The sequence below is a fragment of the Microcoleus sp. B3-D7 genome (assembly GCF_036705305.1).
Taxonomy (GTDB): Bacteria; Cyanobacteriota; Cyanobacteriia; order Cyanobacteriales; family Microcoleaceae; genus Microcoleus.
In genome coordinates this window covers 51953-68912 of sequence record NZ_JAUBUE010000038.1, presented here as the reverse complement: position 1 = coordinate 68912, position 16960 = coordinate 51953, and the positions used below count along the sequence as shown (strand labels likewise).

Here is a 16960-nt window from a genome sequence, read left to right as displayed (position 1 = left end):
ACCATTGCCGTTCTTGAGAATTGTTCGCTAGTCTCAGAGTGATCGCACTTTTTGACCTGCTTAGTCTAAACTCCAAATAGTATGTTACCTCTGTTAGTATGATACCAAGATAACATACTATTTAAAAAGTAGCATACTTAACTCGTAAAGATATGTTACTTATACAAAAGTATGTTATCTTGGTATCATACCCGGAACTGCTACAGCTTCATCAAAATCGGAAAGTGCGGACTATCTGGGATAGTGACAACAGTTGTAAAGGAGTAAGATTTTTTCTTGTCCAACTCAATTTTGTACTCAATCCCATCCTTCACATACCACTTTTCCGTAATCCTCCCCTGCATATCTTTGTAGATATTGTTAATCTCAGCAATTACCACAAGGTCTCCAACCTCAAACTCTTTGTGTTTCGCTCCAATGATTGCAGGACTTGGTGCAGGACTTGGTGCAGGACTTGAAACCTTGCTAGGCAAGGACTTTGTAGGACTTGCAGGACTTGAGGGGGTAACTTCCTTTACTTCTATTTCTTCCTGATTTTTTTGAACTACACTTTCTGTTTTGTCGGTGTTTTCACAATTTCCCAAAATGTTTGAGGGAAAGTCCTGCAAGTCCTGCAAAGCTATATCCTGTATGGGTGCAAGTCCTGCACCAAGTCCTGCAAAAGTGCTGCAAGTGCTGTCGGAAGTCCTGCAAGGGGAAAAAGTTGTCAGGCTCATCGCAGGTTTTTTAATTTCCTCGCAAAAATCTTTATAACTGTCAAACAGATCGCCCGCACGAATTTGTGCGCCGTCCTCGACAATTAGCTCCATCTCGAAGAACGCCGCGAGGCTATCCATCCGTATCTTCATATCCCATTCAGCAGCCTTGAAATCGGCAATCTCAGCATCGCCTATGCCCTGAATTGCCTGCTTTACCTCGCTGCTAGGTAGGGAAAGAGCGATCGCAATCAGCGAGGCTACCTCGCCGTCAAAGCTGGTTTCCATCTCTGAATTCCGCAGGTGCTTAGGGATGGCATTTTCAAAATTAACCAGGCACAAGCGCCGCTCTAACCCGGTAGTGTTTCCCATAAATATCGGGTCATTACTACAGATGAGCAGTAGTCCATAAAAGTGTGCGCTTGCCGCTGGCTGGTACACTTCCCGATAGTTGACGCTATCGCCGCCAGTTAGCCGGAGGATAGATTCAACACCTACGGGCTTCCTCTCATCGCCGAACACTACCAATTGCTTGTCAATAATGCTGGCAATGGTTGAGCCGTCTTTGAGGCTTTCGAGACTACAAGGTTGGTGATTGCCCTTCCCTACGATTTTTTCCATCAACCGGGCGCAAGTACCCTTACCGGAACCCGGAACCCCAATAAAGTGAACAAACTGCTGATATCCGTAAAAGCTAAACCGGAGACAACTTTTGATGATTGCCAACAGCTTAAATATTTTCTTGACATCGCCCTGCATTGCCGTCTGGAAGAACTGATGGATATTGGGGCAATTTGCCTTTAACGCTTGCAGGGGGGCGCTTAAATCGCCCGTTAGAGACTGGCAGGGAAAAGGTAAATAGGAAGTAAACCCCATGCCGGGTGAGTGTGGCAAGGTTTCAAGAGTATCGCCATCGAGCACGCAGTTCTCAAAATTGACGTACCGAGATTTATCCCACGTCTGCCAGTTCACCTCTCGCAGGTAACATTTGAGCATCTCAATGACGTTATTAACGTACTCAATCCCGCCGTAGTTTACGCCCTTTGCGTCCAACGTAGTGACAATCAGGCTTTTAAACGGCCCTGGTTTTATCTTTTCCCAACACTTGCCAGTCCATCCCCGCCACGTTTGCTGTTCTTCGTGGTACTTCCAGTGGGGTCGATACTCTTCAGCTAGTTGTGCTGCAATCTCACGGGGGGTGGGTGGTTTTTTGCCTTTGACTGGCGAACGGTTATCGCCAAAACCAGGTGATTCAGCAATATTTTCTGCTTTTATAAGAATTGCCCTGAAAGCCTCAATCCCTTTGTTTTGGATGAAATCGTCCATACCTTTCGTTTCTCCTTTCTCGCCCGGTTCCCAGTGTCCTGTAACCGATAGTACCGGGCAACCGTAGGATTTTAGGACTTTTGTGAGTTTGACTTCGGCGGTGCGTACATTTTTGTTTGTAGCTGCATCGGCATCAAAGGCAATGATAAACCCAAAACCAGCCTCCGCTAGTCGTTTCAGACCGGGTACTAGGTCGGGTTCTCCTTTCGCCTTGGGCGTGAGTCCCATTGCTACTCCGACCAGGGCGACGGTCGGGATGTTGTGCTGGCAACCCATTATTGCTTTGAATCCACCCTCTGTGATGAGCAGGTAGGGTTTGCCGTCAATAGTGAAGCATCGGGCTTTAAGCGTATCCAAATCGCGCCAATACCCCTTTACTTCTGGGTGCTTGGCTAGGAATAAATCGTATTCACCCTTTGGAGTGCGATATTTTGGCAGTTTGCCGTCATCGGAAGCCCACGGGGTATCGGGGCGAAACTGCCATTGGCCGTACTGATCCGATATCAGCATGATGCCTTCTGATTTTGCCTCGTATCCCAACGTCAGTGAGGCTTTCGGGATATCGCAGGTAATGCAATTAGCGTTCGCCCACTCAGCCTTTATCGCCCGTTTCGCGATCTGGTATTGGTGGGTATCGCTCAGGCGTGAAGAATTGTTGCCGACAGGGTTGGCAGATGTACCAACGGTAGATATACTATACATAACGTTCTCCTAAGTAGTTATACAAAGAGAGTCGTCATGCTCAAAGACGAGGAACGCAAAATCCGTAAAACCCAAAAATTAAAAAAAATTGAGTTGTAGGACTTTAATTTTTTTTGCCGCTGGCGACACGATCGAGTTAAAGTGAATCTAGAAAATTAATTGTTTTTGTCGCGTTCCTCGTCAAAGGCTTCGCGGCTCTTTTTTTTTGCCTGCCGACCAAGCGGACTAACCTTTGCAGGGAGCATTAATCAGTCCTGGCTCCGATTATAATCTATCGGATGATGGCAGGGATAGCAAAATGTGGCAATCAATAGCGGAAAAGGACTTGTCGAAGCCCTATGGGGTCAAACAAATTTTTTTTGCTATACAACGCTATACTTTTTCGGCGAAGCCCGTAGGGCTTAGGTAGTTACAATCACTTACTTTTTTGTATATTTTGCGCGGCGAAACCCTACGGGCTTAGAATTATTTTGGCAAGAACAAGCGAAACTGCAATAAAAAAACCGCCCCAGTGGTCGGAGCGGCTTGACTTAAGAGCAGACTACTTGAAAAGGTGAGCTTTGCAAAAACCTCGAAATAGCTCGCGGGCATTTTCCTCTAAAGGGTTCTCGCGACAATATTGGGTGAAGTCGGTCACAACTTCGGAAAGGTCGAAAAGTACCCTGTTTTGTTCGCCCTCGGACAGAAGTTCTTGCCTAGCGCCGTCAAAAAGAAGCTGGTACAACTCTTTCAGGAAGCAATACTTGACGTAATTTGCGTTGTAGTGGATAAACCGGAATTTGAGGATTGCTGACTTAGGGGCTTCCTTTTTTAAGAATGAGCCTTTGTACTGAACCATTCCCTCTCTTTGCAACATCTCGATTCGTGGGGGAATAAGGGTTCTCGTCTCGTGCCACGGGGTAGTTTCAATTTCCATTGTTTTGCCTCGATTTCTAGGGATAGCCGCCCGTGTTAGGCGGCTATTACCAAGGATGAAGGCAAAGTAAAAAATTAGAATCAAGAATTGTGTATCACATGACTCCAACTTTCCTTCTCCCCTTTGAGCTTCCGATCGCAATCTAAAACTCAACTAGCAGGTCGTTGAGTTCAGCCCGCGTAGGCGGGAATTGCCCGCCCCGTTTGTGGTGTATCAGCAGTCGTTTATAAGTGATGCCCGATCGCAAATCACCAAAATGTTGGGCGTAGGCGTAAATCCCCTCGTTTTGTGCCTCGTGCATCATTGTCTGTTTATCTTTGGGTGCGGTTCGCCGTTCCACTATCCGGTAGTGCTGACTCATCCTCACGGGTTCCGGCAAAGGTTCGTAGGCTTTTTTTACGATCGCATCCAGCGCAAACAGCGCCCGCACCGTATTTGTCGTGGCTGGCATCCAGCAAGCCAGTTTGAGCACAGCCCGTGGGGGTAACAGGTGATTAAGACTGGGTTTACCTATCCAACACAGTCCCAACACTGGTTCCGCGTACTCAATGAAGGTTTCAGGACAGCAGAATAGCCCATCCTGCACCAATTGCGCCTCAAAGTTGCGGATTAAGCGATCGGTAGTTTTTGGCTCAACGCCATAAAAGGCGTCGCATTGCTCTGGTAGCAGCACGGGGGCTTGATAGTAGTGAAGCCACTGCGCGGACTTAGCACCGATATTGAGTGCATTAAATGCTTGTGAGTGAGAAATACCGTCAAATACGGCATCCCGATACCAACGAAGCGCTAAAGGGGTGTCCCGCGAGTACGTTAAAAATTGCGATCGCCCTTGCGGACAACCAGTTTGAACTGTCATAATAATTTTGCTCCAAGCGTTAGAACACAACGGTTGGGGAAGTCGTAACTATTCGGTGCTAGTAACACCGGGTAGCTGCGCCTATCAATCTTCCTCATTACTAGACGATCGCAAAGGGTAGGTAGATTTGTCAATCCCTGATAGGGTTAAGTTTTGTTACCGACTATTTACCTTCCTTTTCAACAGTAGCCGCCTATGATGGGCGGCTACGCCAGAAAATACACTTGAAAGCAGAGACAAGGTTTCCTGCTTTAATTCACGTTATACACATTGTGTGATTGAAGGTCTCCTTCTTCCGAGCCGGACGATCGCCAATAAAAAACCGCCCTTTTTAGGGGGCGGTCGGTAAGTAGAGTGTGGGGTCAGGGTTCAGATGTCTACTATCTCTACTGTGGTATCGATTCCTAAGTAATGCCGTTGTATCACTTCTATGCTATTACCGCAGACGGTAGCCAGTAGCAGTAAATCCGTACCCGATTGAGCCTGTAGGGTGATAAACGTGTGCCTGGTGTGGTAAGGGGAGAGGTAACAACTTATTTTGCCTTCGTCTACCAGTCGAGTAATTACACCGGGATAGGTATAGATTTTATTGTTTTTCTTCCCCCTATACTCCCTCCAAACAGCATCTAAACTACCAGAGTTGTACGACGCACCTTGAGTGTTGAAAAATACTAAATCAGTAGACTTGGCATTAATAGGTTTGATGCCTAGTAGCAAGTCGTTAAGCTTAGGATAAAGCTTAAATAATCGAATTTCTTTAGTTTTCGTAACTTGCGTATTTTTAATCCTACCATTGTAAGATTTTCCAATTACCAGGTATTGATTATCTTTTCCTTTCCATACATCTTGCCACCTTAAAGCGAAAGCTTCCCCGCTACGACAACCCGTTAAAAACAGAAACTCAATTAAAGGTGCTGCTTGACGGGTAGCGGGTTTATCAGACTCATAAAAAGCCTTGATGATGATATCTCGTTCTTCCTTAGTAAAGGCACGAGTATCAGTATCCTCTGAACTTAAGTCACAGTTGCTTGTGTTCCACCATTCTTGTGTCTCACCATTGGCGTTGATTGTTGGCTTGTACTTGTCAGTTTTGTTTTCGGCAATGCCTCCAACTATTACGAACGGGTTAGCTGAAAGTTTGGTTTTACCGAGTGATTGTAAGCGGGTAAACGCCTCTGACAGCACTGCCAAGACTTTGCGCTTTGTCGTAGAACTCAAGGGAGATTGCTTGAATCGATCGATATCTATCGCGTTTACAGGCATATCCCAGATGGAACCGCAGTCGGCAACAGTATGCACTCGGAGTTTATTGTTCCAGACTAGACCTTTTACGGCATTAGTAAATGCAATTTGGTAATTCAATTTAAAAGTAGTCGGCTCTAGTTGCGGACGCTTCCAGATTAAGTAGTCCTCCCACATCGCCCCAACGGTCATCTCAGGTTCAGGTTCAGGAATAGGTGCGGCTAGTTTAAGTTCAGCAGCGTACTTGGTTTTTAAGCCGTACTTGGCAAAACTGGGGTCAAACAATTGTTGCCAGTCTGGATGCTGCAAGTCACCTTCGATCCTCCAAGCGATAGCGATCGCCTTTTGCCAGTTTTCGGGGGTATCCTTCAGGCTTAAGCCCTGGTGTTTCCGTTTGCCCCCAAAAATAGGATTGTACTTGGTACTGAACTGCAATCGAAGAGTACCGTTATCGGACTGAACTTTAACTGTCTCAGGGATAGCTTGTGTTTTAGCGTACATATTGGTTTTTCAAGGTTCTGCAAGGGTTTTGACTTCTATCAATTTTCTAGCAAACCTCGGTAAATCGAGTTATCTGCATAGTGTGAAAGAAGCTGTAAAAACAATATAGCACGGTTATCGTAAAATTTTGCTCGATATGGTGATGAATTAGTCATTAGGAATGGGGCATGGGGCATGGGGCATGGGGAATTGGTTATTAGCTATCTGTTATTGGTTATTAGCTATTAGTCAACAGTCAACAGTCAACAGTCAACAATGCCCAATGCCCCATTCCCAATGCCCAATGACCCTAACTGTTAAAAGTACGCTTGAATTCTTCTAAAAGATCATCAATTTCTTCGATCGCCTGACTCACATCTATTCTCAGGGCTCCCAAGTCCGATCGATCTAACAGCCGCACGAGGGATTCCCGCTTGACTTCGATCTCTGCTACGCGCTCTTTGATTGTTTGTGCATCCATGGTTTTTTGCCTTTGCTACTATTAACAAAAATATTTGACATTCCCCTCTGCGAACAGACGGAGATTCTTAATTCACCGACCTACCTTTTTGGGCAAATCCTTCACTTTTTTTATAGGGGAAGTGATGAACCTGCTCAGGATTTTTGAGTCTGTGTTATAGTTTGATTGTACATCAAAACCTCAGCCAAACTCCAGCCAAATTTTAGCGCAAAAAAGGCGGACGTTTGGTATCTGCAGGTTTATTTTTCATCATTCCAGCTAAAAATCGCTTCAGGGCCTTCTCCCGGTTTTTCATAAAAGCAGCCCAAAATCCCGGTTGATATTCATCCATCGTCTTGGCTAGGGCCCAGACATCGATCGCTAAGATATTATAAAGCCTTTCATCTTCGCGTTTGAGCGAGTTAATCTGCTCCAGAACCGCCTTGTTTGCTCCAGCAGTTTGTTTGTCTTCGTCTTTAATCATGTCCGAAAAATGGTTGAAAGGGCAAGAGTGTCGATCGCGATCGCCACTCTGTATACTTTGATGATACTGCCGATCTCGATTGCCTTCTGGAACCAACGCCGCGCAATTAACACGGATATTTACCGATGGCGTGCCCGGGCGAGTCCGGCAGGATAAGCTTCTGAACCTAGAGACAAGACTGTGGATGCACACCGCTCCCGCGCTCATAGATGCTAGCAGTTTTTGCAGGTCTTTTGGCAAAAAAACTAAATTTCTTCAAGACTTTTTGACAGATAATAATTAAAGTATATTATTTCTGTCCGACTACTTACCTCACTAATATGTTACGCAAAATTTCTTTAGCAAACCTAGCCTTAGTTGTGGGCGGTATTATAGCAGCAGTCGGTTTCGGAGCCTACTTCACAGACAGACCTACCTTGAACCTAGCCGGTTTTTTTTATGGAATTCCGCTGTTGCTGGGAGGTTTGGCTCTGAAAGCGGCCGAACTCGAACCAGTGGATTTCACCGAACCTACCTCTGCTGAAGTTCTCCTCCTGCGAGAAAGTCAGGCGACGGATACTCAAAACCAAGTCCGCAAAGATGTCACTCGATTTCGCTACGGCCAACAAGCGCACTTAGATGATGCTTTGGAGCGCCTGGGCCTGGCTCCGACAGACGAGGAACGGCCCCTCCTGCAAGGGTTGCGGGAAGTTGATGTTGACGGTGCTTATGGGTTAATTCTAGAGTTTTATTCGCCGCTAATGCCGATCGAAGTCTGGGAAGAAAAGCAAGACAAAATAGCTACTTTTTTTGGACCAGGTTTGCGCGCCCAAGTCAGTCAAAAGGCTGGTGACAAAATTGAAGTGGCTCTCATTAAAAATACTCAAGCTTAAAGTAGTCTTAAGTTTTGAGTGCGTGAATTTTGAAGTCATCAATAAAACATTAATCTTGCATCAGCTTAGATACTGATTTTAGCGGCAGCTTGAAACCTGTCGCTATCAACATAAACTAAATCCGCAATTGGGCGAGCGCGCAAATTAGATTTTCCTTAATTACAATAATAGTTGAGAACCAATCGGCAATCTTAACTCAGGAGAAGCACAAATGGTTTCGTCCCAAAGCAGGATAGGTATTATCGGCGCAGCACAGGATTTGTCAGTTGCAGTTAAACAAGCGTCGAAGTGGATGATAGCAGTCTCAGTTGCAAATAATCCTGGCTCAGTCTGGAGTAGAATAAATGAGCAGGTTGAATCCGCCAAACTACATTATTGACCACAATGTATAGGGAAGAGAGGGATACGCCAATGTCAGAAAACAGAGTGTCCATCACCGCCAAAGTACCTTTAACTGCTCAACAGCAGTGGGAGACTCTCATGGCTCATCACTGCGGACGTTGGCAAGGGGCATTGGTTAGATATGATGCGACAGGGCAGGTTCTCGATATTCTTGATTCTGTACGCAGCTTCATTCCTTCTGACGATCGGCAAACAGTCACCCATTCCCTCGACTTCAGGAGTCGGATGACAGAAACAGTAACGCAGAAACAATGGGTTTTGACCTTGGGTAATCCGCTGATTATCCATCCGGTCGATCCAGAGGCTTATCTGCTTTTTAATCCCCATTCTTCTGACACAATGGTTGGGCCCGATCGCACTGGTCAGGGATTCTATTTTGAGCCTTACCTCCTTGCATCAGGAAAAAGAACGAGTGTGGTAGTAATGTACAAATCTGCCGCAAATAGCCCTGAGCCCAATATGTTTTCATTCTTCAGAGAGATTAAGGAAGAGGTAGCGGAACCTTGGTGGTCCCAACAAACTCACTGTAGGATCGATCGAGTCAACGGCCTCAAGCTTCCTGCTCAAACCACAGGCGCGACCTATGTTTCATTGGATGAGATGGCTCAACTACCAGTTCCTCCTCTACCGAGTGAAATACAAGGCGATTTTCTACAATTCCAATTTCCCGATTCAATAGAGGTTGTTCTTTCGAGCGATCGATTCAACACTCCCTATTATGCCTCCATGCGTTGGACTCCCGATAGTGAGGACACCCCCCGAAGCTGTACTTTAATCTACGAACAACCGGATCAAAAGGCTGATGTATTCGCCATTTAACAGCCTCAAATTTCCACTTCTGGATGAATGAGCTGGTATCCTTCTGCTTTGAGCTTCTGATTCGATATGCGCCGACTATTCGATCGCTTTGCTGCATCTGACCCATCCCATTCCACTTCAGGTAATTCGTAGCGCTCGCAGAGTTGTTTAAACAATTCACGAGCAGTAATGGGAACATCATTCACTACGTTATAAACTCCTTCTAATTGACGAGCGAGCGCCAACTCACTTGCTGATACAATGTCGTCCAGATGAACCCAGTTCGTGAACTGATTGCCTGTGCCTGGGCGAGTTGTGCCTGCAAGCCCACTTAACCGTTTCTTGAACTCGCGATCGGGTCCATAAATGGCTGCAAGGCGAAAGATACATACTTTCAAATCAGGGCTGGATGCTGACAGCAAAACTTGCTCTGTCTCATGTAAAATCTCTGCATGTCTGTCGGCTGGTGCCACAGGTGAAAGTTCACTAACCCAGGCTCCATTACTATTGCCATATACCCCAGAACTACTGGTATATATGAGTTGTTTTATGTTGGGAAAATGCTTCAAGGCAAGAACAAGGTTGTTGGCCGTATGCAGGTATGTCTCCTCGTACATATCGGAATCTACTTGGTGGTTTGCTGTAGGAGCGAGACTCAGGAAGACCACATCTTGATTTTGCAGGATCGTCTGTAATGTCTCTTCATCGCAGCGCTTCAGGACGATCGCCTGATTGGCAACTTTTTGTAACTCCCCAAGGCGGTCTTGCGTTGTCGTCGTTGCAGTAATTACGTGACCCAGGTTCCGCCAATGCTGGGCAACGGCACTTCCAACATAGCCACAACCAATAATTATAGCGTTCATCCGTTTTTTCAACTTCTGATATAGAAGGCTCTAGAGGGCATCCAAGATAACAATATATCAAAGTTACAAAACTTTACGCACGGTTTTATTGGATTTGCATTCTGGGGATTTCATGCTGCTTTTTCTCCATATCATCCCTCTATTAGGGAACGCCGAGTTAATCAGCATTAACAAACAACCGGGAACGAGTAATAAAACGCTCTCCATCCGGCCCTTCCAGGGAAAAATCGCTGCCTCCGGGCCCCGATGCCACGTCTATAATTAACTGCGTGTGCTGCCAATATTTGTATTGCTGCGCTGCAATATAAAAGGGGCAACCGCCTATTTTGCCGAGCAATACGTCACCATCACCGATTATCAATTCGCCATCGGGAAAGCACATCGGGGAACTACCGTCGCAGCAGCCGCCGGATTGGTGAAACATCAATTCTCCGTGTTGAGTTTTGAGATAGTTGATTAATTTTAAAGCGGATTCTGTTGCGGTAACTTTTGCAGTTTCCATTGCAGTCTGTTTGTGTAGCAATTTTATTTTGTTTATGAATGAGATTTTTTAATGAACCGCAGAGGGCGCAGAGGACGCAGAGAAAGAGAGGAAAGAGAGAAAGAAGGAGTTGACGAATCCTTGAAGTTTGTCTTTCTTCTTTCTTCCTTCCCAATGACTAAAATCTTAGAAAAAACCTAAAGCTTTGGGGCTGTAGCTGACCAGCAAATTCTTAGTTTGCTGGTAGTGATCTAACATCATTTTGTGATTTTCGCGGCCGATACCGGATGATTTGTAGCCGCCGAATGCTGCGTGAGCGGGATAGAGGTGATAGCAGTTTGTCCACACGCGGCCTGCTTGAACGGCGCGGCCCATGCGGTAGGCGGTGTTGATGTCGCGAGTCCAAACTCCTGCACCTAAACCGTAGAGAGTATCGTTGGCAATTTCTAATGCTTCGGCTTCGTCTTTGAAGGTGGTGACTGCTAATACTGGGCCGAAGATTTCTTCTTGGAAAATTCGCATTTTGTTGTTTCCTTTGAAGACTGTCGGCTGGAAGTAATAGCCGTCTTGCAAGTCGCCGGATAAGATGTTTCTTTCGCCGCCAATGAGACATTCTGCGCCTTCGGCGTGACCGATTTTGACGTATTCGGCGATTTTTTCCATCTGGTTGACGGAGACTTGCGCGCCGAGGGCGGTTGTCGGATCTAAGGGGTTGTCTTGTTTGATTTGACGGATGCGATCGATCGCCCTTTCCATGAATCGATCGTAGATTGACTCCTGAATTAAGGCGCGGGAGGGACAGGTGCACACTTCGCCTTGATTGAACGCAAACATGACTAATCCTTCGACTGCTTTGTCGAGGAATTCATCGTCTTGGGCGCAGATATCTTCAAAGAAAATATTGGGGGATTTGCCGCCTAATTCTAGGGTGACGGGGATGACATTTTGGGAGGCGTATTGCATGATTAGCCTGCCGGTGGTGGTTTCGCCGGTGAAGGCGACTTTGGCAATCCGGGGACTGGTGGCGAGGGTTTTGCCGATTTCGGCGCCGGGCCCGTTAATGACGTTGATAACGCCGTCTGGTACTAAGTCGGCGATGATTTCGATCAGTACCAAGATTGATGCGGGGGTGGGGCCTGCTGGTTTGAGGACGACGCAGTTGCCGGCGGCGAGGGCTGGGGCGAGTTTCCAGGCGGCCATTAATATCGGGAAGTTCCAGGGGATGATTTGTCCGATGACGCCTAGGGGTTCGTGGAAGTGGTAGGCGACGGTGGTTCCGTCGAGTTCGCCGATCGACCCTTCTTGAGCTCGGATGCAGCTTGCGAAGTAGCGGAAATGGTCGATCGCCAGCGGTATGTCTGCGAGGCGGGTTTCGCGAATTGGTTTACCGTTATCCCAGGTTTCGGCGATGGCGAGGCGATCGAGGTTTTCTTCGATGCGATCGGCAATTTTGTGTAAAACCCGAGCCCTATCGGCTGGGGAAGTCTTACCCCACTTGTCTTTCGCGGCGTGGGCGGCATCCAGTGCCAATTCTACATCTTCGGCGGTCGATCGGGGAACTTGACAAATTGATTTTCCTGTAATTGGAGAAAGGTTTTCCGAGTATTTCCCTTTCACCGGTGGCACCCACTGGCCGCCGATAAAGTTGTCGTAGCGAGTTTGAAAAATCGACTGACTGCCGGATTGAACAGGTGCTGCTACTACCATTTTATTACCTGATTAAAATTTGTTTTTACGGACTATCGAAAGCAATCTGTTGAATATCAATTCTCGTCTATTATCTGGCACTTTTGTCCTTTAATATACAAAACTTTACATTTTTCAAATATTTGAAATCAAAGTTGTTTCTAGGTTTCGGAGTCTGCCGGGTAGTTAATAAGATTTTTTTATAAACCGCCGAGTACGCCGAGTACGCAGAGGAAGAGAATAACGAGAGGATAAAAAGATAGTTTTACAAATTATTTAAATCTGCTAACATATAGATATAAACTTAGCAATTTATCAAAAGTACCAATCAAATGCCTGCCTTAAATACCGTTGTTTTTTCTTCCGATATTGAGCCTGGGTCAAAGCATTTAGACTCTGCTAAAATCCGGTGGTTTCAACGCCGCCTGAAAGCTTGGGGCCGGCAGAATTTCCGTGATTTTCCTTGGCGGCGCACCTGCGACCCCTACGCGATTTTGGTGGCGGAGTTGTTGCTGCAAAAGACTACTGCCGCTACAGTGGCTCCGATTTATCAAGAATTTGTCGATCGATATCCGACTCTCTCGGATTTAGCGGCCGCGCCTGCTGCGGAAGTTGCTAGTTTGTTGCAGCCTTTGGGTCTTTTTTTTCGGGCGCAAAAGCTGCGGGAATCGGTGCTGGTTATCTTAGAAAATTATCAGGGAAATGTTCCCCGCACGGAAGCTCAGTTGCTGGAACTTCCCGGAGTTGGCAAGTACATTGCGCGATCGGTTTGCGCTAATGCTTTCGGACAGCCAAAAGCGGTGCTCGATACGAATGTTGCTCGGATTTTGCAGCGTTTTTTTGGGATTGACGGCGGTAAGGTAAAATCGCGATCGCCCGAACTTTGGGAAGCCGCAGAACGAGTCGCTCCCAAACAGCAAGTCGGGCCGTGGAATTTAGGACTGCTGGACTTTGGGGCGGCAGTTTGCACTGCAAAAAACCCACGCTGCGGCGAGTGTCCGCTGCAACAGCAGTGCGAGTACAAAATTAGCAGCGAACTCAATTCTAGGCTCATTGCAGAACTCAGTTGACAAATTTTGTGCAGTCATTGTAGGGGCAGTTAAAAACAATTTCTGAGTAAAACCAACAATCTCAAAAACCCGCCCCATCCCCTGTTAATACTATTAATTAACTGTGCCACGGCAGAAGTTAGGTCCGAAATTTAGTACCTTTACCATGTTGCTAAAAACACTTTAACTCTCATTTTTACAGCTCTAAAATTATCCGCTAGCTGAGAGTAATTCTTGACAAAATTGCTGGTTCTGCTAACCAAAAATGGAGCAGAAAGTTGCGCGGTGACATCTTTGCTAATTCCCGTATCGTTATCAGCCACCTCAATATAAATCCCCTGAGCATCAACCACCTCAGTGCCAATTCAAATGCCCGATTTAAATTTGATTGATTGCAACTCTTACAACTCTTTAGCAGACTCTTCTAAAACATCGATCGCGTGATTGAGCATATTCAGAAAAGCTTGATTTATTTGAGATGTTGCATTATTTTCAAGAAGCTTTTTATTAACAGGCTTTCCGGCCTGTTCCACAAAGAGTGAATTTTATTGTGGAACAGGCCGGAAAGCCTGTTCTTGAGAAGGGTCAAAGATGTGAGATTGAGCCGAGCTGCATACCGCTCAATCTGTGGCAAATTTGCGACTTGTTTCATCAGCTTGATGTCTAGCCGTCTGTCGCAAATGGTCGCGTTTTTTAAATTTGCACCCACATAGTCCAACCTTCGCAGCGTTTTATTGCTATACTTGAAAAAAATAGTAAATAAGTGCATTCATCATTATCAATGTGACGATATTGCATAATATTTATTAGCACCATAAGCAATCAGGGTTAAAACACTCAATGTATGCTCAAGGGTTTTATCGTCGTTCACTCCCAGATTCGGCTATTGCCTTTTCCTCAGTAGAAGGAAAGCAAATATTTCGAGAAGCGTTGGCATTGGGAGGTATGGAAGGGTATTTTGCTCTAGCGGAACAGTTTCATACTCAAGCAGAACCCGCTTTTTGTGGATTGGGTAGTTTAGTTGTTGTTCTTAATGCCTTATCCATCGATCCGGGTCGCATTTGGAAAGGGGTGTGGAGATGGTATGAAGAGGAATTTTTAGACTGTTGCTTACCTCTTTCAGTCATTAAAGAAAACGGTATCACCTTTGATGAGTTTGTCTGTATCGCACGTTGCAACGGTGCTGTTGTAAAACCTAACCGTTACCACCAAAGCAGCTTGGAAAACTTTCGGCAAGCAGTTGAGGAGGTGACTGCGGCGTCAGGTGATATTCATCTAGTTGTTTCCTACAGCCGAAAGGTATTGGGACAAACGGGTGATGGTCACTTCTCACCAATTGGTGGCTATCATCCACAGCGGGATCTAGTTCTTCTGCTGGATGTTGCCCGTTTCAAATATCCACCTCACTGGGTTTCTCTGCCTTTGTTATGGCAAGCATTTGAACCTGTCGATCCCGTCACTAATCAATGTCGAGGTTATATTTTATTGCAGAAGAGTGAAAGGTTGCCAGAAACCTTCTTTCACGTTGCTTGTGATTTACATCAGTGGCGTAGTGTTGCTCCTTACTTTGCAGAAATACTCCCAGACATTCTGAGAAAAGAGCAACCTGATTCAATTGCTTCATTTGTCAGTACCATCCTGCACCATTGGCCTGTTGAATTCACCACTATGGTGCATACCTCCTCAGAGACAGCAGAGAAACTTGAGAAATTACGGGCAGCTATTGAGTTAAATTCACTGTTTGATATTGTTCACCAATGCTTGTCAAGCGATGACTCGGATGCAATGTCTGTTGTACGCAAGTGGCCGCAACAGCCATTCGTAGCAGAGATAGTAACAGCAATATTACTCTCCTGTCCCGAAACGCTCTATGCAACTCTCAAACCCGAGTTACGACTGTGGTTTAGTGAGCTTCGCCACCTTGAGAAACTACTCCCTCCCTTGGATGTAGAGATATCTAGATTGAGAGAACAAATGTCAGCACTCCAGGAGTTTTACACTTTATATTCAAAGGGACATCAGTGCAATATCCCTCAGAGTTAGCACATACCGACTTTTGAACTCCCCAAACCTCGACTAACGACAAAAGTGAAAATTAAATAGCAAGATTTAATAATCTGATGCTGGTGGCGGTTGTGGATGAAGATTCGTCGCAGCGAAATATTAGGCTTGTAACTGATGCGAGTGAGGAATGGACAACGGAAAAAGGGGAAGTAGTGGGAAAAAAAATGTAGGGCGAACATCTGGTTGGCTGTTTTTGCCTAAATTCTATTTGATTGACTGTTGACTGAGGTAATCAGCACACATCTGTTTATCCTCTTCTGTCACTTTCGGGTTTGTTCTGAGATAATCGTCGATCCAATTGCAACCTAATGCCATTAGTTTATCGAAATCCCAAACCCACAGTTTGATGGTGTTGTCACTGCTTGCAGAAGCCAAAGTTTTGCCATCGGGACTAAAGGCGACGCTCCAGACCAAACCTTGATGCCCGGTGAGGGTAGCGAGGGGTTTTTGGCTTTGCAGGTGCCACAGTTTGATGGTGTTGTCACTGCTTGCAGAAGCCAAAGTTTTGCCATCTGGACTAAAGGCGACGCTCAAGACCTCATTGCTATGCCCGGTGAGGGTAGCGATGGGTTTTTGGTTTTCCAGATTCCACAGTTTGATCGTCTTGTCGTCACTTGTAGAAGCCAAATTCAAGCCATCTGGACTAAAGGCGATGCTATAGACCGGATTGCTATGCCCGGTGAGGGTAGCGATGGGTTTTTGGCTTTCCAGATTCCACAGTTTGATCGTCTTGTCGTCACTTGTAGAAGCCAATGTCTTGCCATCTGGACTAAAGGCGACGCTATAGACCGGATTGCTATGCCCGGTGAGGGTAGCGATGGGTTTTTGGCTTTCCAGATTCCACAGTTTGATGGTTTTGTCAAAGCTTGCAGAAGCCAATGTCTTGCCATCTGGACTCAAAGCGACGCTATAGACCGAATTGCTATGCCCGGTGAGGGTAGCGAGGGGTTTTTGGCTTTCCAGGTGCCACAGTTTGATCGTTTTGTCACTGCTTGCAGAAGCCAATGTCTTGCCATCTCGACTAAAGGCGACGCTATAGACCGGATTGCTATGCCCGGTGAGGGTAGCGGTGGGTTTTTGGCTTTCCAGATGCCACAGTTTGATGGTGTTGTCACGGCTTGCAGAAGCCAATGTCTTGCCATCTGGACTCAAGGCGACGCTATTTACCTCATTGATATGCCCGGTGAGGGTAGCGATGGGTTTTTGGGTTTGCAGGTGCCACAGTTTGATGGTGTTGTCACTGCTTGCAGAAGCCAATGTCTTGCCATCTCGACTAAAGGCGACGCTCAAGACCTCATTGCTATGCCCGGTGAGGGTAGCGATGGATTTTTGGCTTTCCAGGTGCCACAGTTTGATGGTGTTGTCACGGCTTGCAGAAGCCAATGTCTTGCCATCTAGACTAAAGGCGACGCTCCACACCGGATTGCTATGCCCGGTGTGGGTAGCGAGGGGTTTTTGGCTTTCCAGATGCCACAGTTTAATCGTCTTATCGCTGCTTGCAGAAGCCAATGTCTTGCCATCTGGACTAAAGGCGACGCTATTAACAGAATTGCTATGCCCGGCGAGGGTAGCGATGGGTTTTTG

Annotated in this window: 15 protein-coding genes and 1 pseudogene; 4 read left to right on the top strand and 12 right to left on the bottom strand. The window is 46.2% G+C overall.

Annotated elements, in window-relative coordinates:
- Nucleotides 1-200: 200 nt before the first annotated feature.
- The 6 genes from QUB25_RS22225 to QUB25_RS22200 all read right to left on the bottom strand — a co-directional run bounded on the left by QUB25_RS22225 (nt 201) and on the right by QUB25_RS22200 (nt 7401).
- The gene (locus tag QUB25_RS22225; protein ID WP_333186173.1) at nt 201-2723 is read right to left on the bottom strand and encodes a DUF3854 domain-containing protein; all 2523 of its coding nucleotides are present in this window, start codon (nt 2721-2723) and stop codon (nt 201-203) included.
- A gap of 541 nt (nt 2724-3264) precedes the next feature.
- Nucleotides 3265-3639, bottom strand: coding sequence for a hypothetical protein (locus QUB25_RS22220; protein WP_333186170.1), 375 nt, complete (start codon nt 3637-3639; stop codon nt 3265-3267).
- Nucleotides 3640-3781: 142 nt separating this feature from the next.
- Entirely contained in the window at nt 3782-4495 is a 714-nt protein-coding gene (locus tag QUB25_RS22215) for a hypothetical protein (RefSeq protein WP_333186168.1), read from the bottom strand.
- Nucleotides 4496-4864: 369 nt separating this feature from the next.
- Entirely contained in the window at nt 4865-6238 is a 1374-nt protein-coding gene (locus QUB25_RS22210; RefSeq protein ID WP_333186166.1) for a tyrosine-type recombinase/integrase, read from the bottom strand.
- Between the two features lie 289 nt (nt 6239-6527).
- Nucleotides 6528-6698: a hypothetical protein gene (locus QUB25_RS22205; RefSeq protein WP_333031883.1), complete on the bottom strand. Its 171-nt coding sequence runs from the start codon at nt 6696-6698 to the stop codon at nt 6528-6530.
- A 202-nt stretch (nt 6699-6900) separates the two neighbouring features.
- Nucleotides 6901-7401, bottom strand: a complete 501-nt coding sequence (locus QUB25_RS22200; protein ID WP_333093762.1) for a hypothetical protein — start codon at nt 7399-7401, stop codon at nt 6901-6903.
- An 80-nt stretch (nt 7402-7481) separates the two neighbouring features.
- Here QUB25_RS22200 and QUB25_RS22195 point away from each other — a divergent pair, with 80 nt between their 5' ends.
- Together QUB25_RS22195 and QUB25_RS22190 are read left to right on the top strand one after the other, a co-directional pair.
- Nucleotides 7482-8033, top strand: a complete 552-nt coding sequence (locus QUB25_RS22195) for a DUF2854 domain-containing protein (RefSeq protein ID WP_333139803.1) — start codon at nt 7482-7484, stop codon at nt 8031-8033.
- 411 nt (nt 8034-8444) lie between these two features.
- On the top strand, nt 8445-9254 hold the full coding sequence (locus QUB25_RS22190; protein WP_333186162.1) for a DUF3598 family protein: 810 nt from the start codon (nt 8445-8447) through the stop codon (nt 9252-9254).
- Nucleotides 9255-9259: 5 nt separating this feature from the next.
- Here QUB25_RS22190 and QUB25_RS22185 read toward each other — a convergent pair whose 3' ends face one another.
- The 3 genes from QUB25_RS22185 to exaC all read right to left on the bottom strand — a co-directional run bounded on the left by QUB25_RS22185 (nt 9260) and on the right by exaC (nt 12284).
- Nucleotides 9260-10096, bottom strand: a complete 837-nt coding sequence (locus QUB25_RS22185; RefSeq protein WP_333186159.1) for an SDR family oxidoreductase — start codon at nt 10094-10096, stop codon at nt 9260-9262.
- A gap of 157 nt (nt 10097-10253) precedes the next feature.
- A complete protein-coding gene (locus QUB25_RS22180; protein WP_333186157.1) occupies nt 10254-10598 on the bottom strand; it encodes a DUF779 domain-containing protein in 345 nt (114 codons plus the stop codon).
- 165 nt (nt 10599-10763) lie between these two features.
- Nucleotides 10764-12284, bottom strand: coding sequence for an acetaldehyde dehydrogenase ExaC (exaC, locus tag QUB25_RS22175; RefSeq protein ID WP_333186155.1), 1521 nt, complete (start codon nt 12282-12284; stop codon nt 10764-10766).
- A gap of 311 nt (nt 12285-12595) precedes the next feature.
- On the opposite strand from exaC, the gene QUB25_RS22170 reads away from it, so the two are divergent.
- Nucleotides 12596-13333: an A/G-specific adenine glycosylase gene (locus QUB25_RS22170; RefSeq protein WP_333186153.1), complete on the top strand. Its 738-nt coding sequence runs from the start codon at nt 12596-12598 to the stop codon at nt 13331-13333.
- 140 nt (nt 13334-13473) lie between these two features.
- Here QUB25_RS22170 and QUB25_RS22165 read toward each other — a convergent pair whose 3' ends face one another.
- On the bottom strand, nt 13474-13665 hold the full coding sequence (locus QUB25_RS22165; protein WP_333186150.1) for a hypothetical protein: 192 nt from the start codon (nt 13663-13665) through the stop codon (nt 13474-13476).
- A 48-nt stretch (nt 13666-13713) separates the two neighbouring features.
- Nucleotides 13714-13845, bottom strand: coding sequence for a hypothetical protein (locus QUB25_RS22160; RefSeq protein WP_333186147.1), 132 nt, complete (start codon nt 13843-13845; stop codon nt 13714-13716).
- Nucleotides 13846-14152: 307 nt separating this feature from the next.
- On the opposite strand from QUB25_RS22160, the gene QUB25_RS22155 reads away from it, so the two are divergent.
- Nucleotides 14153-15355, top strand: coding sequence for a phytochelatin synthase family protein (locus QUB25_RS22155; protein ID WP_333186144.1), 1203 nt, complete (start codon nt 14153-14155; stop codon nt 15353-15355).
- A 225-nt stretch (nt 15356-15580) separates the two neighbouring features.
- Here QUB25_RS22155 and QUB25_RS22150 read toward each other — a convergent pair.
- Nucleotides 15581-16960 (bottom strand): annotated as a pseudogene (locus QUB25_RS22150) (WD40 repeat domain-containing protein); the annotation flags it as partial.